Source organism: Kribbella orskensis (assembly GCF_004342085.1).
GTDB lineage: Bacteria > Actinomycetota > Actinomycetes > Propionibacteriales > Kribbellaceae > Kribbella > Kribbella orskensis.
Window position 1 is genome coordinate 200421 of the sequence record NZ_SLWM01000001.1, and the last position, 20363, is coordinate 220783.

A 20363-nucleotide genomic window follows, 5' to 3' on the forward strand; every position below is an offset into this window, starting at 1 on the left:
CGGGAGCCCGCTGTGCACCCTTTCCGCACCGCCGTAGAAGCAAGAGACCTGGACGCGATGGTGGACCTGCTCACGGAGGACGTGATCTTCCGCAGCCCGGTCGTGTTCAAGCCGTACCAGGGTCGCGCGGCCGTCGCACCGATCCTGGGGGCCGTGCTCGAAGTGTTCGAAGATTTCCGCTATACCCGGGAGATCGGCGCGGCTGACGCGGCCGACCACGCACTCGTGTTCCAGGCTGCCATCGGTGGGCGCGAGGTCGAGGGCTGCGACTTCCTCCACGCGGACGAGACCGGCTCGATCACCGAACTCACCGTCATGGTCCGTCCGCTCAGCGCCGTCGTGGCCCTGGCCGAAGCCATGAGCGCCCGACTCACCTCTGACGCATCCTCATGACCAGCGACCTGCCCTACGTAGACACCCACCAGACCACGGTCGACGCATCCCGCGAGCGTGTATGGGCTGCGCTTCTCCGGTACGTCGACACCTCGCTCGGGGCTCGCAAGGCGGTGCCGCTGGCCTGGGTTCTGGGGACCAAGCCGCAGAGTGGATTCGAGTCGATCGATGAGATCCCCGAACTGCAATTGACCCTCGCCGGCCGGCACCGCTTCGCGAAGTATCAACTGATCTTCGACCTCACCGACACCGCCGACGGCCAGACCGTGCTGAGCGCCCACACCTACTCAGCCTTCCCAGGCCCGCACGGCCGCATCTACCGCCTGCTGGTCATCAGCAGCCACGCCCACGTCCTCGCCACCACCCAACTCCTCCACACGATCAGCCGCCAAGCCACGCGCTAGGGACCGGCCGGGTCTGTTGGAGAGGTGACGGTCCCGTTGGCCCGGGATGGGGGTCAGTCAGTCGGGCGGATCGGCGGTGCGGGTCAGTTGGCTGTGCGGATTCGCGGTCCGGGTCCGCCGGGCAGGGAGATCCGCAATGCCGGCCGTCGGGCATGGTGGGTGCACGATGCCTCGCCTGGCGTGGCGTGGTCTTCGGTTGCCCTGGGCCGGCACGAGGTGTGCTGCGGCGTGGGACCGTCAGTTCGGTCGGGTGCATGGCGGTGCTGTCCTTGGCTGTGTGGAGCGCGTGACGGGAGGGCGCCGGTCTCGATCCCGGTCATCGGCGGTGGTGGCCGGTGGCGGGTTGTTGGCATGGGGCAGCGCCCTGTGACCCGGGGTCGGGTCGCCGGGTGGACGGGTGTGGTTGCCGGAGGCTGGATCGGGCGGGTCGGTGTCTGCCCAGGGGTCGAACTGCGCGGCCGGGGTGTTCTCGGTGGTGGTGGGTGCCGGGTGGTGGGCGTGGTTGCGGGCAGCGCTGTCCGACGCTCCGCGGTCGCGGTAGCTGGTGGTGGGGGTGCGGTAGCGGTGTCTGGTGGGGTGTGGTTCGGCCCAGGTGGGGCGGGCGACGGTGGCGGTGCCGTGGTGGAGGGTGATGGTCCAGTGGCCGTGGTGGGTGTCGATGTGGTGGCGGCGGCAGAGCAGGACCAGGTTGGTCAGGGCGGTGGGGCCGTGGTCGATCCAGGAGATCAGGTGGTGGGCGTCGCAGAAGATCGGCGGTGCTTTGCACACGACGCAGCCCTTGTCGCGGGCGTTCAGGGCGCGGCGCATGGCGCGGTTGACGAAGCGTTGGGCCATGCCGACGTCGAGGGGTTCGGAGTTGGCGCCGAGCACGATCGGGATGATCTGCGCCTCGCACGCCAGCCGCCGGATCGCGCCCGCGGACAGTCCCTCGCCGTGCACCAGGGTGCCGACCGCGTGGGCGCCGGCGTCGGTGAGGTCTTTGAGGTCGATGGTGATCGTGATGTGCGCCTTCGGGCCATACCCGGCCACCACCGCAGCACCACCGCCTGCAGCGCTACCGCCTGCGGCACCGGTGTCGGCGGCGCTACCGGCCGCTGGGGTGCCGTTGCCGCCTGGCGATCCGGCCGTCTCGGCACCGTCCAGGGTTGCCCCGGCCGGGTCGGCCGGGTCGGCCGGGTCGGCCGGGTCGGCTGGGTCGGGTGACATGGCGGTGGTGATGGCGTTGGAGGCGACGTTGAGGACGTCGGTGAGGGCGTCGGCGCGGCGCTTGTCCGGTGAGCGCGGGTCCAACTCGCCGGTGACGGTCTTGCGGGGCTTGGAACCCTCGAGGATCAGGGACTGGAACAGTTCGGCGTTCTCGTTGGCCAGGTAGCCACTGAACTTCACCCCCCGGTCCGCGGTCCGCACCCGCAACTCCTCCCGGGCATAGGCCTTGTCCTCCTCCGGTGCGGGGCCGTCGGCGTCCAGCAGGTCGCGGGCCCGGCGCGCCGCCTTGCGCAGCTCCGACGGGCCGAAGTGGCGCCCCAGGGCGACGAGTTGTTCCTCGGCCACGGCCAGGTCCTCGACCGCGACGGTCTTGGGGACGGCCTCCAACTCGGCCACGATCGCCGCCGCCTGCGCCGGCGACAACACCACCCCCACCCCCGCACCGGCAGCTGCGCCCGGCTCGCGGTCCGACTCACCGTCCGGCGTGCTGTCCGGATCGGCGTCGCCGCCGCCCGCACCGCCGGCGTCCGCACCGCCGGTGTCGGTGTCGGGCACCGGGTCGGGGTGGACCGGTGGCAGGGCGTCGGCCACGGCGGGGTACTTGCGGAGGGCCTTGGCCAGCGCCAGGTCACCCTTGATCACGCCCGGGTCGAGACGGTGCCGAAACGCCAGCAGCCGGGCGGTGTCACCCGCGCCCAGCGTCGCGGCGTGACCGGACGCGTCGTAGCCGGCCAGAACCTGCAGGCGGTAGGTCTGCAACCGGGAGACCTCAGCCTGCAGCGCGTCGAGAGTCGCCAGCTGTTCGCTGTCGCTCATCGACCACACCGGCCGCTCGCCCAAGATCTCCATACCCCAGACCCTAGACACCACCGCCGACAGTTTCCGGTCCGGAAGGCCCTTATTTGTAAGGGATTCCGAAGGTTGACCGAAATTGCGCCGACACTCCCGATCGAGACGAGTTGTCCACAACCCCAGCGGACCTGTGGATCTAGGGAAAGAGTGTGGGACGAATGAGAACCCGAGCAGGATCTGCAACCAGAACGCCAGCCAAAGAGAAATCGGCGCAGTGGTGCAGCTGTCGGCCGCGGGGATGCAGGGACCGCCCCGGCGATGCGTGGCGCCGGAACGCCTGTCTCGGTCAGCTGCGTCGCCGGGCCGTACTTTGGATGGGTGGGAGCAGGGGGTGGAGGTCGCAGCACGGACCCGTCCTGGGATGGTTAGGCGCTATGAGTGACGTCGGGTCTGCCACGGCGGCTGATGGGTTTCGGATCGCCTACCAGATGAGGGGATCCGGTACGCCGTTGGTGTTGTTGGCGGGGCAGGCGAACAACCATCGCTGGTGGGATGCGGTGCGCGGAGACTTCGAGGACTCGTGTCAGACCATCACGATGGACTGGCGTGGGACCGGCGACAGCGACCGGCCGGACGAGGTCTACAGCACGCAAGGGTTTGCCGATGACGTCGTGGCGGTGCTGGATCACCTCGGGATAGAGGTCGCCGATGTCTACGGGACCTCCATGGGTGGACGGGTTGCGCAGTGGGTGGCGATTCGGTACCCCGGGCGCGTCCGGCGATTGGTTCTCGGCTGTACGTCGCCCGGCAAGAAGCACGGGTTCGAGCGGAGTCAGGAGATCCGGCGAGCACTCGCACGGGCCGATCAGGCCGGGCGGGACCGGATCCTGCTCGACCTGATGTACACGCCCGGCTGGCTCGCTGAGCACCCCGGCCCGTACGACGTACTGGGTGATTCCACAATGCAGACGTACGCGCGGGGGCGGCATCTGGTCGCGAGCAACAACCACGAGGCTTGGGAGGAACTGCCTGCCATCAAGGCCCCGACGTTGATCCTGCACGGCGCGGACGACGTGTTCAGCCCGGCCGCCAACGCCGCAGTACTGGCGGAGCGCATCCCCGACGCCCACGCTCACGTGATCCCGGGCGCTCGGCACGCCTATTTCCATGAGTTCCAGACGACAGCGAGTCCCTTGGTGCTCGACTTCCTGGCTGACGGTCAGACCTTCAGCTGAGCAGCGAGCCGGTCCGCGCCCGGTCCGGAGGTTCCGGCGAGTCCGGCGGGTCGGCCGGTCGCCAGCAGCAGGAGATCGCTGACGGACCCGCGGACTTCCTCGACACCGTCACCGGCGGCCCAGTCCGCATCCGTCGCCACCAATCTGAGGCCGCGGAATCGCCTGCGGGCTCCATAGAACGCGCTCGTCCGCGCGTGCTCCAGCGCAGCCAGCGCCGGCTCGTCAGGGACTGCCCGCTGACGCCCGAGGGGCCGCGCGATGTCCTGCCCGTGCACCAACGCGTCGAGCAATGGATCGAGCGGCTTCGCTCCCGGAGCGCGGCGAGGCGAAGACGCCGTCTCCCGGATCTGCGCGATCAGCTCGGCGGGTGTGAACCGTACGGCTCGCTCCCGGGCGAACCTGTTCTCCATCCGGTCGAAGCTGCCGCCAGACCGGATCGCGCCCCTGATCGCGAGGCCGAGTGTCAGCCGGGTCGACATCGTCAGGTGCGCCGCGACCTCCCGCACGGTCCACCCGGCGCACAGTGAGTCCACCGACCACTCGTGCTCGTCAAGATCCGCCAGCAGCTCCGCCAAGCTGAGCCGCTCGGCCTCCGTCCACGCCATCACCTCACTCACGCGTCCACCACCTGCTCGGCGCCACCGCTCGCCTGCGCAGGGGTCGCACCGCTCACCCCCGCGGCCGCCGCACCGCCCACCCGCACAGCCGCCGCACCGTTCACCTGTGCGACCGTGCCGCTGTTCACCTGCGCGGCCGCGGCGTCGCTCACCCGGGCGCGGTACTCGTCCCACCAGGCGGGGTCGTCGGACGGCAGGAAGGGTTCGTCGCGGGAGAGCCCGGCGGTCCCGTCGATCAGTTCTCGCACGATGTCAGCATGACCGACGTGCCGGTGGCACTCGGCGACCACGTGCACGAGCACTGCGTGCAGCGAGAGCCGCTGCATCGCCGGCGAGAACCAGGGCACGAAGCCGACCGTGTCCAGGTCGAGCTCGGCGATCGTGGCGTCGGCGTGCACCGCGGCCCGACGGTAGAGATCGAGGATGTCGTCGCGAGTCTCGTCGGCCGTCGCCCAGAAGTCCCCGTTGACCTCGCCGTCCTGGCGCACCAGATACTCGGGCGGATTCTCGACGGGCCGGTCGAACACGAGCCCGAAGTACAGAAACTCGACGACGGCCAGGTGTTTGACCAGGCCGAGCAGGTTGGTCCCGGTCGGCGTGAGCGGCCGCCGGACGTCGTAGCCGGAGAGGCCTTCGAGCTTCCAGAGCAAGTCCTCACGTGCGGCCTGGAGGTAGCGGTGCAGGTCTGACTTCGGGTCCATCGGGAGTCCTCCTGAATCGGCTGGTTCGCAAGTAGGACTCCCGGGATGAGGCAGACTCATCGGTGTGAGCGAACATTCTTTGCCGCAGACCGACCTCGCCGCACAGCCCGACCCCGCCGCGCAGGAAGACCTCACCGCGCAGGCGGATCTCGCCGCGGCCCGGGCGGGCGACGACGCTGCGTTCACGCGGCTGGTGGAGCCGCTGCGGCGCGAGTTGCACGCCCACTGCTACCGGATGCTCGGCTCGTCCTACGACGCCGACGACGCTCTGCAGGACGCCCTGCTGCGCGCATGGCGCGGCCTGGCCCGCTTCGAGGGCCGCAGCACCCTGCGCTCCTGGCTCTACACCGTCGCCACCCGCACCTGCCTGGATCTGGTCGAGAGCCGCGGCCGCCGCGCGCTGCCGATGGACCTGAGCCCGTCGAGCGACCGTGCGATCCTCGAAGATCCCCCGCTGACCGAGATCGCCTGGCTCGGCCCGTACTCCGCCGGCGACCTCGCCGGCGGCCCGGTGGCTCGCTACGAGCAGCGTGAGGCGGTCGAGCTAGCGTTCGTCGCCGCGCTGCAGCATCTGCCGGGTAACCAGCGCGCGGCCCTGCTGCTGTTCGAGGTGCTCGGGTTCAGCGCCGCCGAGATCGCCACCATGATGGACACCTCGACGGCGTCGGTGAACAGCGCGCTGCAGCGGGCCCGCAAGCTGGTCGACGAGAAGATCCCGGCGGTCACCCAGCAGCAGACGATCCGCGAGATCGGCAACGCGCGGCTGGAGGAGATCGTCACGCAGTACTCCACCGCCCTCGAACGCGGGGACGCCGACGCTTTGGTCGCACTGCTCACCGAGGACGTCACCTGGGCGATGCCTCCTATGGGCCACTGGTACAGCGGGATCAAGGCGGCAATGGACTTCGCTGTCGAGGTCCCGCTGACCAGGTGCCCGAGCTGGCGCAACCGGACGACCACGGCGAACGGCCAGCCCGCGGTCGCCTGCTACCTCGGTACTGCCCCGGACGCCGAGCACTTCGGCTGGGCGATCACCGTGCTGAACCTGCGCGGCGACAAGATCTGCGGGGTCACCTCGTTCGTCGGCCCCGAGCACTTCGCTCTCCTGGGCCTGCCCGCGTCTGTCGACTGACGAACTGCCTCGCTCAGCCGACGAACCGCCTTACTCAGCTGACGAACTCCTTCGCGAACCGCCTGATCGCCTCCGGATCGGTCGACTGATGGAACCCGACGATCAACTCCTGTACTCCGGCCGCCTGGTACGCGTGGATGCGTTCGCGCACGGTGTCGAGCGTTCCGTACAGGAGGTACGACCCGAAGTCGCCCGGATAGAACAGCCCCATCCCCGGGGACAACGCGGCCCGGGCCTCCTCGTCGGTGTCGGTGATGAAGCAGTGCGTGGTCACCGTGCGCCGGATCTCGTCGTACTCCCGGCCGACCGTCGCGCAGTGGTCCCGCAGGATGCCGAACTTGCGTTCGGCGCCGGCTGGTGACTCCATCACGTTGCAGAGGTCCGCGTACTTGGCGACGAGTTTCAGCGTGACCTTCTCGCCACCACCGGCGACCATCAGCGGGATCCGCGGCTGCTGGATCCCCCGCGGCTGGTTGACCGCGTCGACCAGGTGGTAGTAGTTCCCGTCGAAGTTGGTGACGTCGTTCGTCCACAGCGACTGGATGACCTGGATCGCCTCGCCCAGTTGCCGCAACCGCTCGGGCGCGGGCAGGAACTCATACCCGTAGGCGTCGTAGTCGCGCTGGTACCAGCCCGCGCCGATGCCGAAGGTCAGCCGTCCGTTGGAGAGGACGTCCACAGTGGACGCCATCTTCGCCTGCAGCGCGGGGTTGCGGTACCCGTTCCCGCTGACCAACTGGCCGATCCGGATCCGGTCGGTCCGCGCGGCGATTGCCGACAGCAACGACCAGGACTCGAACAGGTAGGCCTGCGAGGGTGGCACGGTCTGGAGGTGGTCCGGCATCCAGACGGCATCGAGCCCGCTCTGCTCGGCGGCCGCCACCAGCTCGAGCAACAGGTCGTACGCCTCCCCCGGATCGGTGAACCCGGCCAGGTCCTGGCCGAAGCCGGTCGGCAGGAACAGGCTGTACTTGAGTGACATGACGGGAGTCCTTCCAACGTGAGTGGTCGCGTGATCGGATAGACCACGCACCACGCCGAAAGGAATCGCTCCACACACAACCGCCCACCCTGAACCGCTCGCTCCACCAAAGCCGCACACCCCGAAACCGCGCGCTCACCCGGTCCGCTGGAGCGCCTTCTACCGGCGGCCGGCACGCTCGACCCCGACTCCCGCCGAGCCATCCGGCGCAGTACGACCGGAGCGACGAGAAGGCCCGCCACCGCCCACACTCCGACCAACCCGATCGTCTCGAGGTGTCGCCAGGAGTCGCCGATCTCGACCCCGACACGTCCTGGCCGCCTCTTCCACGCAGCTCGCCCACTCACCGCACCCCAGTTGGCAACTGCCCTCGACTGGCCAACCGACCGCGTCACCGCCGCCCTCAAGACAGCCCACACCTACAAAAACTTCACCGACCCCCTCGTACTCCGCCCCGCCGGCACCGCCGCCTACACAGTCGACGCCAGCCCCAACCGCCTGACGCCAACCCAACGCACCGCCCTCAGAGCCTGACGAACTAGTCGGCATCAGTTGCCAGTAGCAACGTTCCCGCGGCCGTCCTCGAGCCACCCGACGTACTTCTCCCGGCGGACCTCCCACGCCGCCTCCGCAGTACTGACTCCGCCACCAACCCTCACAGGACCAGGCTGCAGAGGTGTTGTGGTTCAGGCGGCGGTCCGGAAGAGTCTGCGAGGTGGAAAGACACCCTGCCTTCAGCGACATCGCCCTGCACACCGACGACGAGCTCGCCGAGGCGCTGGGTGCTCCGATCGAGGAGCGCGAGACCATCCACGTGTGGCCGCTGTCGTGTGTCCAGCGGGTGCTGCTCGCCGATGGCAGCAAGCTCGTCTACAAAGCGCAACTCCCGCCGACCGTGGAGCCGGAGTTCTACCAGGCAGCCTCGTCGAAGCTGCTGCCCGACCACCAGGACCTCGGCGGGCTGGACGCGTCCCGGTCGATGACGATCGAGTGGATCGACGCCCCACTGCTGGCTGACCTGGAGCTGGAACCGACCGAACTCGTCGAGCACGGACGTCGCCTGGTGACCCAGATCGGCGAGATCGGCGGGCAGCTGCCGACCTACCTCACGATCGGAGACGAACAGACCTGGTCGGACCTCGTCGACGAGGTGCTCGAACGGCACGAGAAGCTGCTGGCGGACGGACGCTTCACGCTGACGAACCACGAGAGTGTGCGCAGAGTTCGAGCGTGGGCGGCAGGTGACGAGGTTCTGAACGCACTCACCGCGACTCCCCAGGTCATCCACGGCGACCTGAAAGCCGACCAGGTCTTCATCACCTCTGACGGCTACCGCGTCATCGACTGGCAGCGTCCGGTGCTCGCTCCTGCCGACGTCGACCTGGTCCTGCTGCTGGTCGATCAGGGCATCGATCCGCGCGACTTCGTCGACCCGGCGATCGTCGGGATCTTCTGGTTCCTCCGGCTGCACTGGGCGGTCGAAGCGCAGTACACGCTCTTCCCGGACAACCGCTGGCGCCTGTTCGACGAGTGGTCCCAGGAAGCCATCACCACGATCCTCGGCTAACGGCTACCTCGTCACCAGCCCCCGAAGCATGGCCGGCGTGATCCGCCCGGCCGCGAGCCCCAGCTCGACCAGATCGTCGAAGACGCGCTGATCGGCCGCCGATGCCCTGATACCCGCGTCGAGGACCCGCCCGGACCGGGTCAGACGCGCCGTCAACGCGGTGTGCCGCAGATGCCGACCAAGCAACCGAGCCGTCGATCGCCTGTACTCCGAACCCGCGCCGCCGTCGTCCCGCCGAGCAGCAGCCGCGGCGGCCCGCCCAGCGAGCAATCCCGTGGCAACGGCGTAATAGATCCCCTCACCAGTCATCGGATTGATCAGCCCAGCAGCATCGCCCGCGAGCAGCACCCGCCCATCCGCAGGCCGCCAGGACCAACTCGACAGCGGCAGATGATGTCCTCGCCATTCGGCTCCCCCGGCCCCGGCACCTGGCAGCAACTCCTCCAGCCGGTCGAGCAGTTCGGCCCGCGTCGGACGAGGACGTCCGGCCAGCAACTGCTCCCCATACCCCACGTTCGAGAGCCCATCACCCCGATCGAACGACCACGCGTACGACGGCTGCCGCGCGATCCCGAACACGATCACCTGCCGGGCGGAACGGCCCGGAGACGTCGGCGCGTAACCCCTCAGCGCGAGCGCCGTAGGTCCCACCGGAAGCCCCAGCGTCCGCCGTACCACTGAATGCGCGCCATCCGCGCCGACCACCACCCGCGCCTCGAACAGGTCGTCCACCCGCACAGCCGAGCGCCGTACGTCGAGGGCGCGAACGCGGTGCCGGCGGAGTTCCGCACCGGCCGCCTGGGCTGCCTCGACGAGCCGCTGGTCGAAGATCGTCCGGGGAACCACCCACGCCGGCCGCTCCATCAACCGGTCGACCGCGAGCTCACCACGGCGCAGTGCCAGCCGGCGAACCGGAGTACGGTCGTCGACCAGTCCGGTGACCCCGACCTCGGCCAGCAGATCGAACACGTGCGGCGCGATCCCATCCCCACACGCCTTGTCTCGCGGGAAGTCCTGGCGATCGAGCAGCAGCACCGACAGCCCGGGCTCGGCAGCCAGCGCACCCAGCGCCGCCGCCGCACCAGCAGGCCCGGCCCCGACCACCACCAGATCCCAGTCCACAGGCCCTCCCACCATCAACCGAAACGTACCCCTCCAGCCTGCCCCCGACCGCCAACCCGCGATCAGCTGAGCTCAGGGGTGCCGAGGTAGCGGACGACCTCGAGGAAGGCACGGATGAGCGGGCTGTCGGACTCACTCCGCCAGACCAGCCCCCACCGCAGCAGCGGAGCGTCGTGGTACGGCAGGTACACGACGTCGGGCCGCGGGTGGTAGCGGATCACGTGCCGGCCGAGGGAGTTCACCCCTTCGCCGGTGCTGATCAGGGTGTAGAGGTCGTCGAGCGTGGCGATCGTCCGCTGTCGCTCCACCGGCCTGCCGCTGGGCGTGTAGAACGGCGTGAACGCGTCCTCCCAGTAGTCCGGCGCCGGCTCGACGGCACCCAGCGACCCGAAATCTCCCAGCACCTCCCACGACACCGTGTCGCTCTCGGCCAGGACGTGGTCGGATGCGACCGCCAGCACCCGCGGCTCGCAGAAGATCATCGGCCCCACCGTCAGATCCCGCTCCTCCACCGGCAACCAGCTGACCAGCAGGTCGATCTGGCCGCGGCGCAAGGGGCCGAAGGGGTCCATGAACTGGTTGTGCCGGACCCGCAATCCCCACTGTGGATGCCGCTTGCGAAACGTGTCCCAGAACGGCCGCAGGTCGTAGGTGTTGCTGGGGATCATCCCGATCCGGAGTACGTCGGTCACGCCGCGGGCCGCGTCCCGCGCGCGCTGCACCGACTGCTTGAGGCCGTGGTAGATCGGCAGCAGGTCGCCGCGCAACTGCTCCCCGACCGGCGTCAGCCGCACCGTCCGGCTCGAGCGCTCGAACAGCGCGCCGCCGATCCGCCGCTCCTGCTGCTTGATCGACTGACTGATCCGGGCCTGCGACACGTGCAGCCGCGCGGCGGTCCGGCCGAAGTGCAGTTCCTCGGCCAGGGTCAGGAAGATCTCGATGTCGCGCAGCTCCAAGGGGCGGTTCCCTTCGAACGATTAGCTCCGGGTTATCGGATGGTACGGGATCAGCGGTTGATCCCCACCGTCCTTTGTCAGCAGGCTGGGAGCTGTCCGGAAGGGCCCTTCCGATCCAATGCTCATCCCTAGCCAAGGAGCGCGAACAGCCATGCAAGCAAGGATGAAGAACCCGGCGATGGTCCTCCCGGACGCCATGCAGCCGATCCAGAACCTGTTCAAGGTGACGTACTCGAGCGGGGTCCGGCAGACCACGCTCGAACTCGTGCATCTGCGGGCCAGCCAGATCAACGGCTGCAGCGCCTGCGTCGACTCCGGCGCCCGCAACGCCCGCAAGGCCGGCGAAACCGACGAACGGCTCGCGACGGTGGCAGCCTGGCGCGAGACCCCGTACTTCGATGACGCCGAGCGCGCCGCCCTCGCGCTGACCGAGGCGGCCACCCGCCTCGCCGACCGGACGGACGCCGTACCGGACGAGATCTGGGCGGAGGCGGCCAAGCACTACGACGAGAAGGAACTGGCGGGCATCACCTTGATGATCGCGGTCACCAACTTGTTCAACCGCCTCAACGCGACCACTCGCCAGCTCGCCGGCGACTGGGGCTGACAGCCGGCCGGGCGCGACCGACTCCGGCCGCGCCCGGTGGGCTCAGCGTTCGCCGCGGCACCCGGTGGGCTCAGCGTTCGCCGCGGCGGCCGTGGCGGTACGGGCGGCGCGACGGGGGAACGGTGGGGATGCGGCGGGCGGCGCGGGCAGCGCGGCGGTCGGCGTACCCGGTGCCTTCGGCCCACGGCGTGACCGGCCGGGCCTCGTCGAGGTCGATCGGCGGTGGCGGCGGCGGTAGGTAGGCAGGCGGAGTGAGAGCCGGCACCGGCTCCGCGCGGCGACCCAGCGCCGCTTCGTCGTACTCCGGCTCTTCCACCTGCTCGACCTGTACCGGCTTGGCGCGAGCGGCGGCTTCCTTGCTCACCCGCGGCTTCGGCCGGGCCAGCGCGGGCGGCGGCACATACACCTTCGTCTTCTTCTTCGGCAGCTTGGTCTTGAGGTCGAGCCCGAGGCTGCGAATGAGGTTGCTGGTGGCAACGATCGTGATGGCGACGGACAGTACCGTGCAGCCGGCGAACAGGATCGCCCGGCCGCCGGCCCCCCAGTCCGACGGCCCGGTCCGGCGCATCGCCGAGACCATCGCCACCACCATCACATTGGTGATGCCGACGGCAACGGTCGCGACGATCGTCCGGACCAGCACGCGGCGTTCCAGCTCCAGGTCGTCGGCGGCGGCCACCAGGCCGGCGATCAGCCCGGCCAGCACCGGGATCGTGTAGACCGCCGCCAACACCAGCCCCGGGCTCGCGACCAGGTAGAACACGTCGAAGACCAGCGCCGTGAGCGCCAGGGCCGCGGCGAAGCAGACCACCATCGGTGGGTAGGCCCGCACGATGGTCGCCGCGTCCGCCGGCAGCGTCCTGATCATCCTGAAGGGCAAAACGTCCAGTCTCCGTGGTCGATCGCTACTGAGACTTCTCATTCTGCCCGCATCCGGCGCGGTCCGGCACCACCGCGACGGATGATTTGTTCAGTTGCCCTCGGCCACGGCGGAGCCCGCTCGAGCACCGTCAAGCTAGGTCAGGCAGTTTCAGGCAACGGCCGGCATCGGGGACAGCTTGTCGCGAAGCTCGTCGAGGATGCGGCGCAGCACCCGGGACACCTGCATCTGGCTGACACCGATGTCTTTGCCGATCTCCGACTGGGTCCAGCCCTCGATGAAGCGCAACTGCAGGATCCGGCGCTCCCGCGGGCCCAGGTCCTCCAGCACCGGCTGGAGCATGTCGACGGTCTCCAACTGATCGACCGACCTGTCGTTCTCGTCGGCCACCACGTCGGCCAGCGTGAGATCGGCGTCCACGTCGGACGGGCGATCCAGCGACAGCACGTTGAAACAGCCCTTGGCCGCCATCGCCTGCTCCACCTCGCCGGCCTCGACACCCAGGTGCTCGGCGATCTCGGCCGGAGTGGGTTCGCGGTTCAGCTGTTGCTCCAGCACGGGGATCTTGGCGGCGATCGTGCCCTGCATCTCCTGCAGCCGGCGCGGGATCCGGACGGTCCAGGCGCAGTCGCGGAAGTACCGCTTCACCTCGCCGCGGATGGTCGGGATGGCGAACCCGATGAACGGTGTGTCCGCATCCAGCCGGTAGTGGTGGGCCGCCTTGACCAGACCGAGGTAGGCGACCTGCTCGAGATCCTCCGCCTCGGCGCCCCGGCCGCGGAACCGGCGGGCGATGCCCCGGGCGATCTCGATGTTCAGCTCGATGACGGCCTCGAGAAGCTCCTGCCGCTCGAACTCGTCGGTGCTGGCTTCCCTGCGCTCCAGCAGTTCAATGGTGGCCGATTCCCTGGCGGCCCGTTCCTCGGCAGAGGAACACTGCGTCGGCACGGGCTCGGTGCTGGAGTGGAAAAGAACGGTGCTGATGGTGGAGTGCATGGATTGACCTCGCGACGCATAGTCACGGCGTGGCACATCTCTGGACCACGGTCAAATACCTGACTACGCCCGTACCCCGATCGAGCTGGTCCATGCATCGTCACTGTCTGTGGCGTACCCCATAGAGAACCGTCCCCAGCAGCAGAACCGCCCCACCGGCGAAAACTGATGACCACGGCAGGGCGAACGCCAGTGTCAAACACCCCACCAGCCCAACCGCCGGTACTGCGCGCGGCGGCCGCCCCTCATCCGGGCGAAGGGTCGCCGCAGACAGGTTGGCGATCGCGTAGTAGAAGAGCACTCCGAAAGAAGAGAACCCGATCGCCTGACGGACATCCACCAGCGCAGCCAGTACTGCGACTACCGCCCCGACCGCAAGCTCCGCACGATGCGGGACGTGGTACTTCGGGTGGATCTCGGCAAGCGCCGTCGGCAAGTGCCGGTCACGCGCCATGGCCAGCGTCGTCCGCGAAACCCCGAGGATCAGTGCGAGCAGGGAACCCAGCGCCGCCACGGCCGCGCCGATCCTTGCCACCGGCACCAATTCCGGCGCACCCGCTGCCTGAACCGCGGCCGCCACCGCGTCAGGAGTCGCCGCGAGCCGCTCGGGCCCGAGAACCACCAGCAACGCGACGGCCACCGCGACGTACGTGATCAGGGTGATCGCCAGCGCGAGCGGCACGGCTCGCGGGATCGTGCGGCCGGGATCGCGGACCTCCTCGCCCAACGTGGCGATCCGGGCATAGCCGGCGAAGGCGAAGAACAGCAGCCCGGCCGCCTGGAGCACACCTCGGTACGTCGCGTCGCCACCGATCTCGAGTCGACCGGGGTCTGCACTCTCAGAGGTCAAGCAGACGACCACGACCACGGCCAGGACCAGCAGGACGACGGCGACAATGATCCTGGTGAGCCAGGCCGCCTTCTGGATCCCGAAGTAGTTGAGTGCGGTCAGGGCAACGACCGCCGCGACAGCGACGGCATGCGCCTGGTCAGGCCAGAGATAGGAGCCGACCGTCAGAGCCATCGCCGCGCACGAGGCGGTCTTGCCGACCACGAACGCGCAGCCGGCCAGGTACCCCCAGAACGGCCCGAGCCGCTCGCGGCCGTAGACATAGGTGCCGCCCGATGCCGGGTACCGCGCGGCCAGCCGCGCCGACGAGGTCGCGTTGCAGTAGGCAACTACCGCGGCCACCGCCAGACCGATCAGCAAACCCGACCCGGCCGCCTCGGCGGCCGGCGTGAAGGCGGCGAACACCCCCGCGCCGATCATCGACCCCAACCCGACGACGACCGCGTCCCTCAACCCCAGCTGCCTGCGCATCTCCACCACGGGAGCAGTGGATCACGAGGACAACGAAAAGCGCGCGTCCCCGGAGGGTCGCGCGCTCTTCACCGTGCTGGCAGGGGGTCAGCTCTTCTTGGCGATCCCTGCCATCAGGATGCGCTGGTACGGCTGCAGGTCGTCGGCGTCGGGCACATCGCCTTCCGGGTCCTCCGGGAACCAGCGGGCCAGGAAGTCCACGCCCGGGGGAATGATCGGCAGACCGAGGAAATGCTGCTCGATCCGCTCCGGGGTCCGGATCCAGCCGTTGCCCAGGCTCTCCAGGCCGGCCTGCTCCATCGCCTTCTGCAGCGGCTCACCGGTGTCGACGAAGTCGGTGATGAACAGGTAGCTGCCCGGCGCCAGCTCGTTCATGATCGTCCGGACCCACTCGTCCGGCTTCTCCTCGTCGTTGAAGTGCATGTGGATGCCGACGATCATCAGCGCGATCGGACGGCTGAAGTCCAGGAGCGCGCGGACCTCCTCGTTGCCGAGGATGCCCTGCGGCTCGCGCAGGTCCGCCGTGACGACGATGGTGCTGTTGTTGGTCGCCAGCAACGCGCGGCCGTGCGCGAGCACGATCGGGTCGTTGTCGACGTAGGCCACCTTGGCCTCAGGGTTGATCTCCTGAGCGGCCTGGTGGGTGTTCTTCTGCGTCGGCAGCCCGCTGCCGATGTCCAGGAACTGGTCGATCCCCGCAGTTCGCACCAAGTACCGCACACCCTTGACGAGGGCCTCCCGGTTCTCGATCGCGCAGCGACCGGCGTCCGGGACGTACTTCAGATAGGTCGCCGCACCCTCGCGGTCGGCGGCGAAGTTGTCCTTGCCACCGAGCAGTGCGTCGTAGACCCGGGCGATGGTCGGTTGGGAAGTGTCGAACGCCGGAGGAGCATCCGGGCCGTCGGGAGTCGCCATCGGCGCAGCCTTTGTGTGTAGGGAATCGTTGCCGTCATCGTAGTGCACTCGAATACCAGTGAAACCCTGGTCAGGCGTTCGCGGGAGCGTCCTGGCAGAGATTTGACAAAGCCTTGCCGGGTGCCTGATCTCTCAACTACGCAAGGGGTTCCGGAGGTACGCCCGAAGGTCCTGACATAACCGATTCAGTTCCGGTCGTGACCTGTTCCGAGTTCTCCGGGCACTCGGCAAGGTTCTTTTCTCACCTCTTCGCCGCCCGCTCCGGCATCTCTTCACCCAGCCCCTTGCAGTCTGTCGACCAGGTGCGCCGGCACCTCTCGATCAGGCCTCCGCACCCGGCCGCCCGACCGCACCACCCGGGGCCGGCGGTCGAGGTACTGCTCGCCTCTCTCGAGCGTCCGCGGACCCGGCTTTCTCCGCGTTTTGTCACCGACAGCGACCGCCACGCCGGGGCCGAGCGGTCCATCAGCACGTTTCGTAATGGATCGCACAGCTGGGCTCCAAACGTGTACGATGCAAATGCAAGCCCAAATGCACGTGCATATGCCAAAGACGTACGGAAGGTGCAGCTGATGACTGCTGTCTACAACGGCATGCCCGGCGACTCGATGAGCGAGCTGACCTGGCGGAAGAGTCAGCGGAGTGGCCCGAACGGCAACTGCGTAGAGGTAGCGAAGCTTCCCGGTGGCGGTGTGGCGATGCGGAACTCGCGTCACACGGACGGACCGGCGCTGGTCTTCACCAAGGCCGAGATCGAGGCATTCCTCGGCGGCGTTCACGACGGGGAGTTCGACGACCTCGCCTAGAGATATCTCCGGAAAGCAAGAGGCCCCTTCACCAGGCGAGTGGTGAAGGGGCCTCTTCGCGTCCAGGTCTCTCAACGTCGGGGCCGCGACAGACCGGGCACGACAACCACCCGGGAACGACCAAGGCCGGCCTTCCGCTAGAAGGCCGGCCTTTGACCGGTACTGCGCTCCGCGACGCGAGGCTTTCCCTGGCGTCCGCGCCGCGATCCTTGGAACTAGCAGGGCATCACTAGTCGCAGGGCTCGTTCTCCTGCTGGTTCAAGTGCAGTACCTGTTACCGCGCTGGCTCTACTGCTACGAGCCGCGCGGACATCACTGGACCGTGAGCGGCCAGAGTTGTTCGCTGGGAAGCTCCGAGGCCGCGTTCGCGGCGGCGGCGCTGTCCACGGTGATGCGCAGACCGGTGAACTTGGGCGTCATCACCCGCTGATAGCGCGACGCCCTGTCCGGCTCCGCGACGTACTCGGCGATCAGGTGGTCACCCAACCAGATCCGCACCATTTTTCGGCCTCCTCGGTCGGTGTTCATCCCAGGCTCACGATCGGATCCCCGTCGAGGTGACGGACGCCGCGAAGCCAGCCTTCGAAGGCCCAGCGCTGCTGCTCGGGGCAGCGCGCCACCAGGTCTTGGATCTCCCGTTCGGTCAACTCGTCGGGGGCACGCTCGCCGGTCGTGTCGGCGGCGTACTCGGCGCGCTCGGTGTCGTGGTTGCTCATCGACTCGGGTTCCCCAACCAGTCGTGCCGGCGGTACTGCGCCGACGGATCTGTGGACCGGCCTGCTGCATCACGCGTTGTCACTTTTTGCGAGATCCAGCTCACCTTCTGTGCATGAACCAATCATGGCGGTCGCACGATACGAATGCAAGCGCCCGATGCACGTGCATCCGCACGTTTTTGAGTTGTGACCATTGGGACAGCCTCTGAGCCTGCCGAGACCGCCGATCTGAGTCTCGAACCTGCGGATCCAGCTGACCGGGAAGCGATTTCCGCATCCGAGACATCCGGCCGCGCGGCCCCGGCCGGCCGAAGTGCGCCGATCAGGTCGTCGCACACAGTCACGAAAGGGCCGGGCGCGCTGGTATCGATGCCAGCCGGGCGTGCCGATTGGACAGGAAATGGGATACGTATGTAAGAACTTCGACAGATCGCGGGCCGGACGTGCGATGATTTGGTCGGTTGGGCAGACCTGCCGTTGGGTTGGAACTGGGGCGTCGGAGGTGAGTGTGACGGAGTCGGGCGCGCAAAGCGGGCCGACCGCGCTTCGCATCATCCTCGGAGCGCACCTGCGGCGGATGCGTGAGGCCGCCGGGATCACCCGGTCGGACGCGGGGTGGGAGATCCGCTCTTCGGAGTCCAAGGTCAGCCGGATGGAGCTTGGCCGGGTCGGGTTCAAGGAACGCGACGTCCGCGACCTCCTGACGCTGTACGGACTGGACGACGGGGAAGAGCGCGACCGCTTGATGGCGCTCGCGCGCGACGCGAACAACCCCGGCTGGTGGCACCGCTTCGGCGACGTGCTGCCCAGCTGGTTCCACTCCTACCTCGGCCTCGAGGCCGCTGCCCAGCTCATCCGTACCTATGAGCTGCAGTTCGTGCCCGGCCTCTTGCAGACCCAGGAGTACGTGCGAGCCGTCGTCCAGCTCGGCCGCGGGCTGATCCCGGCCGAAGAGGTCGAGCGCCGCGTGTCCCTGCGGGTCAGCCGCCAGGAGGTGCTGACCCGGCCGAACCCGGTCCGTCTCTGGGCCGTGGTGGACGAGTCGGTGCTGCGCCGGCCGATCGGCGGCGTCAAGGCGATGCGGGTCCAGCTCGAGGCGCTGATCGAGGCGACGCACATCCCGCACGTGACGCTGCAGGTGATGCCGTTCAACTCCGGCGGCCACGCGGCCACTGGTGGCGCTTACAGCATCCTGCGTTTCCCGGAGCAGGACCTGCCGGACATCGTCTACATCGAGCACCTGACCAGCGCGCTCTACCTGGACAAGCTCGAGGACCTGGACCAGTACACGGCCACCATGGAGGCGCTCTGCGTCGCCGCTCCCCCGCCGGGCAAGACCCGCGACATCCTCGCCGGCATCCTGCACGACTTCGACGACAACTGACTCAGGCGTTGGCGGCGATCCAGTCCAGGAACGGCCCGGTGGCGCGCCAGTCACGGCGGACCTGGTCGACCAGGTCGTGCGAGTGGATGATCGGCTCGAAGCCGTAGGACCGGCCCAGCGTCATCGACTTGTGCCGGAGCAGGTCGATCCGCGGATGCTCGGCGTCGTACCCGCGCGGTGTCGTCTTCAGCTTGTCGCCGCCGAGCGTCCAGCCGTCCGTCTGCAGATCCGCGAGCAGCTTCTCCAGCTCGGAACCCCGCCGCTCGTCGTCGATCGCCGTACGGATCCGCGCCAGCCGGTCGGACGGCGCCTCGTAGAAGCCGGCGCCGACGCGCACCCCGGGTGCGGAGATCTGGACGTACCAGCCGGTCGAGGGACCGAGGTCGATGAACGCGCCCTGGTGGGTCTTGTACGGCGTCTTGTCCTTGGCGAAGCGGACGTCGCGGTACGGGCGGAACATCTTGGCCGTGCCGAACTCCTCCTCGAGCTCCGCGAGCAGCGCTGCCATCGGCGCGCGGACCGACTCCTCGTACACCTGCTTGTGCGCCGTCCAGAACGTCTTGGTGTTGTCCATCTCCAGGTCGTCGTAGAAGTCCAGGGCGGCCGTCGGGAAACCGGTGAAGCTCATGCCGTCACGATAGTTCGCCGAGGCAGGCGGAATCTCCCGGCCTAGGGTGGTGGGCATGCGCACAGTCGTCATCGGCGGTACCGGTCATATCGGCAGCTATCTGGTTCCGGAGCTCGTGCAGGCGGGCCACGAGGTGGTCGTCCTCAGCCGGGGGCAGCGATCGCCGTACCGGGCGAGCTCGGCCTGGCGGCAGGTCGAGCTGCAGACCGTGGACCGGGCGGCCGAGGATGCGGCCGGCACGTTCGGCGCGCGGATCCGCGACCTGCGGGCGGATGTGGTGATCGACCTGATCTGCTTCACCGAGGACAGCGCCCGGCAACTGGGCGAGGCGCTGCGCGGCGAGGTGCAGCACTTCCTGCACTGCGGCACGATCTGGGTGCACGGCCCGAGTGCCTCCGTACCGACTCGCGAGGACGCGCCCCGGACGCCGTTCGGCGAGTACGGCATCGCCAAGGCCGCGATCGAGCGCTACCTGCTGAACCTCGACGGCCTGCCCGCGACCGTGATCCACCCGGGACACATCAGCGGACCCGGCTGGGCGCCCGTCAACCCTGCCGGTCACCTCGACCTCGCCGTCTTCGAGACGCTTGCGCAAGGCAACGAACTGGCGCTGCCCAACCTCGGGCTCGAGACCGTCCAGCACGTGCATGCCGCCGACGTGGCCGGCGTCTTCCTGGCCGCGATGGCGAACCGGTCCGTCGCGATCGGCGAGAGCTTCCACGCCGTCGCCGACGGCGCGCTGACGCTTCGCGGGTACGCCGAGGGCGTGGCGCGGTGGTTCGGCCGCGAACCCCGGCTGATGTTCCTCCCCTGGGAGGAGTGGACGAAGACCGTGTCCGAACAGGACGCCCAGACCACCCGCGACCACATCGCCCACAGCCCTCACTGCTCGATGGAGAAGGCGTCCCGCTTGCTCGGCTTCCGCCCTGGCCACTCGGCCCTGAGCACCACGCTCGAGGCGATCGCCTGGCTGCTGGACAACGGCAAGCTCAAGGTCGCCTGA

At 68.7% G+C, this 20363-nt stretch carries 22 protein-coding genes; 9 read left to right on the forward strand and 13 right to left on the reverse strand.

Annotation, left to right across the window (positions count from 1 at the left end; genetic code table 11):
- Nucleotides 1-12: 12 nt before the first annotated feature.
- Nucleotides 13-393, forward strand: a complete 381-nt coding sequence (locus EV644_RS01020; protein ID WP_132187404.1) for a nuclear transport factor 2 family protein — start codon at nucleotides 13-15, stop codon at nucleotides 391-393.
- The gene (locus EV644_RS01025) at nucleotides 390-797 is read left to right on the forward strand and encodes a hypothetical protein (protein ID WP_132187403.1); all 408 of its coding nucleotides are present in this window, start codon (nucleotides 390-392) and stop codon (nucleotides 795-797) included. The genes EV644_RS01020 and EV644_RS01025 overlap by 4 nt, the downstream gene beginning before the upstream one ends.
- Nucleotides 798-1034: 237 nt before the next feature.
- Here the strand turns inward: EV644_RS01025 and EV644_RS01030 are convergent, their stop codons facing one another.
- Nucleotides 1035-2852 (reverse strand): HNH endonuclease signature motif containing protein, encoded by a 1818-nt coding sequence (locus tag EV644_RS01030; RefSeq protein WP_132333239.1) that lies wholly within the window; start codon nucleotides 2850-2852, stop codon nucleotides 1035-1037.
- A gap of 377 nt (nucleotides 2853-3229) precedes the next feature.
- Between EV644_RS01030 and EV644_RS01035 the strand changes: the two genes are divergently transcribed.
- A complete protein-coding gene (locus tag EV644_RS01035; RefSeq protein WP_132187401.1) occupies nucleotides 3230-4030 on the forward strand; it encodes an alpha/beta fold hydrolase in 801 nt (266 codons plus the stop codon).
- Here EV644_RS01035 and EV644_RS01040 read toward each other — a convergent pair.
- A complete protein-coding gene (locus tag EV644_RS01040; RefSeq protein ID WP_199239588.1) occupies nucleotides 4015-4647 on the reverse strand; it encodes a maleylpyruvate isomerase family mycothiol-dependent enzyme in 633 nt (210 codons plus the stop codon). The genes EV644_RS01035 and EV644_RS01040 overlap by 16 nt on opposite strands.
- Nucleotides 4644-5348, reverse strand: a complete 705-nt coding sequence (locus EV644_RS01045) for a DinB family protein (protein WP_132187400.1) — start codon at nucleotides 5346-5348, stop codon at nucleotides 4644-4646. Before EV644_RS01045 ends, EV644_RS01040 begins: the two co-directional genes overlap by 4 nt.
- A 64-nt stretch (nucleotides 5349-5412) precedes the next feature.
- Here EV644_RS01045 and EV644_RS01050 point away from each other — a divergent pair, with 64 nt between their 5' ends.
- Nucleotides 5413-6480, forward strand: a complete 1068-nt coding sequence (locus EV644_RS01050; protein WP_241997862.1) for a sigma-70 family RNA polymerase sigma factor — start codon at nucleotides 5413-5415, stop codon at nucleotides 6478-6480.
- 34 nt (nucleotides 6481-6514) lie between these two features.
- Here the strand turns inward: EV644_RS01050 and EV644_RS01055 are convergent, their stop codons facing one another.
- Nucleotides 6515-7462 carry a TIGR03560 family F420-dependent LLM class oxidoreductase gene (locus EV644_RS01055; RefSeq protein WP_132187399.1) on the reverse strand — a complete coding sequence of 316 codons (948 nt, stop codon included), beginning with the start codon at nucleotides 7460-7462 and terminating at the stop codon, nucleotides 6515-6517.
- A 715-nt stretch (nucleotides 7463-8177) separates the two neighbouring features.
- Between EV644_RS01055 and EV644_RS01065 the strand changes: the two genes are divergently transcribed.
- Nucleotides 8178-9029 (forward strand): phosphotransferase, encoded by an 852-nt coding sequence (locus EV644_RS01065; RefSeq protein WP_132187398.1) that lies wholly within the window; start codon nucleotides 8178-8180, stop codon nucleotides 9027-9029.
- Nucleotides 9030-9032: 3 nt separating this feature from the next.
- On the opposite strand, the gene EV644_RS01070 is transcribed toward EV644_RS01065, so the two are convergent.
- On the reverse strand, nucleotides 9033-10166 hold the full coding sequence (locus tag EV644_RS01070) for an NAD(P)/FAD-dependent oxidoreductase (protein ID WP_132187397.1): 1134 nt from the start codon (nucleotides 10164-10166) through the stop codon (nucleotides 9033-9035).
- A 47-nt stretch (nucleotides 10167-10213) separates the two neighbouring features.
- A complete protein-coding gene (locus EV644_RS01075) occupies nucleotides 10214-11107 on the reverse strand; it encodes a LysR family transcriptional regulator (protein ID WP_132187396.1) in 894 nt (297 codons plus the stop codon).
- A 151-nt stretch (nucleotides 11108-11258) separates the two neighbouring features.
- Here EV644_RS01075 and EV644_RS01080 point away from each other — a divergent pair, with 151 nt between their 5' ends.
- Nucleotides 11259-11714, forward strand: a complete 456-nt coding sequence (locus EV644_RS01080) for a carboxymuconolactone decarboxylase family protein (protein ID WP_132187395.1) — start codon at nucleotides 11259-11261, stop codon at nucleotides 11712-11714.
- A 70-nt stretch (nucleotides 11715-11784) separates the two neighbouring features.
- Here EV644_RS01080 and EV644_RS01085 read toward each other — a convergent pair whose 3' ends face one another.
- From EV644_RS01085 to EV644_RS01100, 4 genes are all read right to left on the reverse strand, one after another.
- Nucleotides 11785-12582, reverse strand: a complete 798-nt coding sequence (locus tag EV644_RS01085) for a hypothetical protein (RefSeq protein WP_241997861.1) — start codon at nucleotides 12580-12582, stop codon at nucleotides 11785-11787.
- Nucleotides 12583-12744: 162 nt separating this feature from the next.
- The gene (locus tag EV644_RS01090; protein ID WP_132187393.1) at nucleotides 12745-13590 is read right to left on the reverse strand and encodes a SigB/SigF/SigG family RNA polymerase sigma factor; all 846 of its coding nucleotides are present in this window, start codon (nucleotides 13588-13590) and stop codon (nucleotides 12745-12747) included.
- A gap of 100 nt (nucleotides 13591-13690) precedes the next feature.
- The gene (locus EV644_RS01095; RefSeq protein ID WP_132187392.1) at nucleotides 13691-14911 is read right to left on the reverse strand and encodes an APC family permease; all 1221 of its coding nucleotides are present in this window, start codon (nucleotides 14909-14911) and stop codon (nucleotides 13691-13693) included.
- A gap of 87 nt (nucleotides 14912-14998) precedes the next feature.
- Complete coding sequence (locus EV644_RS01100; protein WP_132187391.1) at nucleotides 14999-15826, reverse strand: SAM-dependent methyltransferase; 828 nt, start codon at nucleotides 15824-15826, stop codon at nucleotides 14999-15001.
- A 572-nt stretch (nucleotides 15827-16398) separates the two neighbouring features.
- On the opposite strand from EV644_RS01100, the gene EV644_RS01105 reads away from it, so the two are divergent.
- Complete coding sequence (locus tag EV644_RS01105; protein ID WP_132187390.1) at nucleotides 16399-16632, forward strand: DUF397 domain-containing protein; 234 nt, start codon at nucleotides 16399-16401, stop codon at nucleotides 16630-16632.
- Nucleotides 16633-16944: 312 nt separating this feature from the next.
- Here the strand turns inward: EV644_RS01105 and EV644_RS01110 are convergent, their stop codons facing one another.
- On the reverse strand, nucleotides 16945-17133 hold the full coding sequence (locus tag EV644_RS01110; protein WP_132187389.1) for a hypothetical protein: 189 nt from the start codon (nucleotides 17131-17133) through the stop codon (nucleotides 16945-16947).
- A 23-nt stretch (nucleotides 17134-17156) separates the two neighbouring features.
- The gene (locus tag EV644_RS01115) at nucleotides 17157-17348 is read right to left on the reverse strand and encodes an SH3 domain-containing protein (protein ID WP_132187388.1); all 192 of its coding nucleotides are present in this window, start codon (nucleotides 17346-17348) and stop codon (nucleotides 17157-17159) included.
- Between the two features lie 508 nt (nucleotides 17349-17856).
- Between EV644_RS01115 and EV644_RS01120 the strand changes: the two genes are divergently transcribed.
- On the forward strand, nucleotides 17857-18732 hold the full coding sequence (locus EV644_RS01120; protein WP_132187662.1) for a Sco1979 family transcriptional regulator: 876 nt from the start codon (nucleotides 17857-17859) through the stop codon (nucleotides 18730-18732).
- Nucleotide 18733: 1 nt separating this feature from the next.
- Here the strand turns inward: EV644_RS01120 and EV644_RS01125 are convergent, their stop codons facing one another.
- Nucleotides 18734-19360 (reverse strand): DUF2461 domain-containing protein, encoded by a 627-nt coding sequence (locus EV644_RS01125; RefSeq protein ID WP_132187387.1) that lies wholly within the window; start codon nucleotides 19358-19360, stop codon nucleotides 18734-18736.
- 55 nt (nucleotides 19361-19415) lie between these two features.
- On the opposite strand from EV644_RS01125, the gene EV644_RS01130 reads away from it, so the two are divergent.
- Nucleotides 19416-20363, forward strand: coding sequence for an NAD-dependent epimerase/dehydratase family protein (locus EV644_RS01130; protein ID WP_132187386.1), 948 nt, complete (start codon nucleotides 19416-19418; stop codon nucleotides 20361-20363).

Coding starts and splice junctions, on each gene's coding strand:
- EV644_RS01130 (WP_132187386.1), top strand. CDS start 19,416: ATGCGCACAGTCGTCATCGGCGGTACCGGTCATATCGGCAGCTATCTG.
- EV644_RS01090 (WP_132187393.1), bottom strand. CDS start 13,590: ATGCACTCCACCATCAGCACCGTTCTTTTCCACTCCAGCACCGAGCCC.
- EV644_RS01055 (WP_132187399.1), bottom strand. CDS start 7,462: ATGTCACTCAAGTACAGCCTGTTCCTGCCGACCGGCTTCGGCCAGGAC.
- EV644_RS01030 (WP_132333239.1), bottom strand. CDS start 2,852: ATGGAGATCTTGGGCGAGCGGCCGGTGTGGTCGATGAGCGACAGCGAA.
- EV644_RS01035 (WP_132187401.1), top strand. CDS start 3,230: ATGAGTGACGTCGGGTCTGCCACGGCGGCTGATGGGTTTCGGATCGCC.
- EV644_RS01070 (WP_132187397.1), bottom strand. CDS start 10,166: ATGGTGGGAGGGCCTGTGGACTGGGATCTGGTGGTGGTCGGGGCCGGG.
- EV644_RS01105 (WP_132187390.1), top strand. CDS start 16,399: ATGACTGCTGTCTACAACGGCATGCCCGGCGACTCGATGAGCGAGCTG.
- EV644_RS01110 (WP_132187389.1), bottom strand. CDS start 17,133: ATGGTGCGGATCTGGTTGGGTGACCACCTGATCGCCGAGTACGTCGCG.
- EV644_RS01045 (WP_132187400.1), bottom strand. CDS start 5,348: ATGGACCCGAAGTCAGACCTGCACCGCTACCTCCAGGCCGCACGTGAG.
- EV644_RS01125 (WP_132187387.1), bottom strand. CDS start 19,360: ATGAGCTTCACCGGTTTCCCGACGGCCGCCCTGGACTTCTACGACGAC.
- EV644_RS01095 (WP_132187392.1), bottom strand. CDS start 14,911: ATGCGCAGGCAGCTGGGGTTGAGGGACGCGGTCGTCGTCGGGTTGGGG.
- EV644_RS01085 (WP_241997861.1), bottom strand. CDS start 12,582: ATGATCAGGACGCTGCCGGCGGACGCGGCGACCATCGTGCGGGCCTAC.
- EV644_RS01080 (WP_132187395.1), top strand. CDS start 11,259: ATGCAAGCAAGGATGAAGAACCCGGCGATGGTCCTCCCGGACGCCATG.
- EV644_RS01100 (WP_132187391.1), bottom strand. CDS start 15,826: ATGGCGACTCCCGACGGCCCGGATGCTCCTCCGGCGTTCGACACTTCC.
- EV644_RS01025 (WP_132187403.1), top strand. CDS start 390: ATGACCAGCGACCTGCCCTACGTAGACACCCACCAGACCACGGTCGAC.
- EV644_RS01115 (WP_132187388.1), bottom strand. CDS start 17,348: ATGAGCAACCACGACACCGAGCGCGCCGAGTACGCCGCCGACACGACC.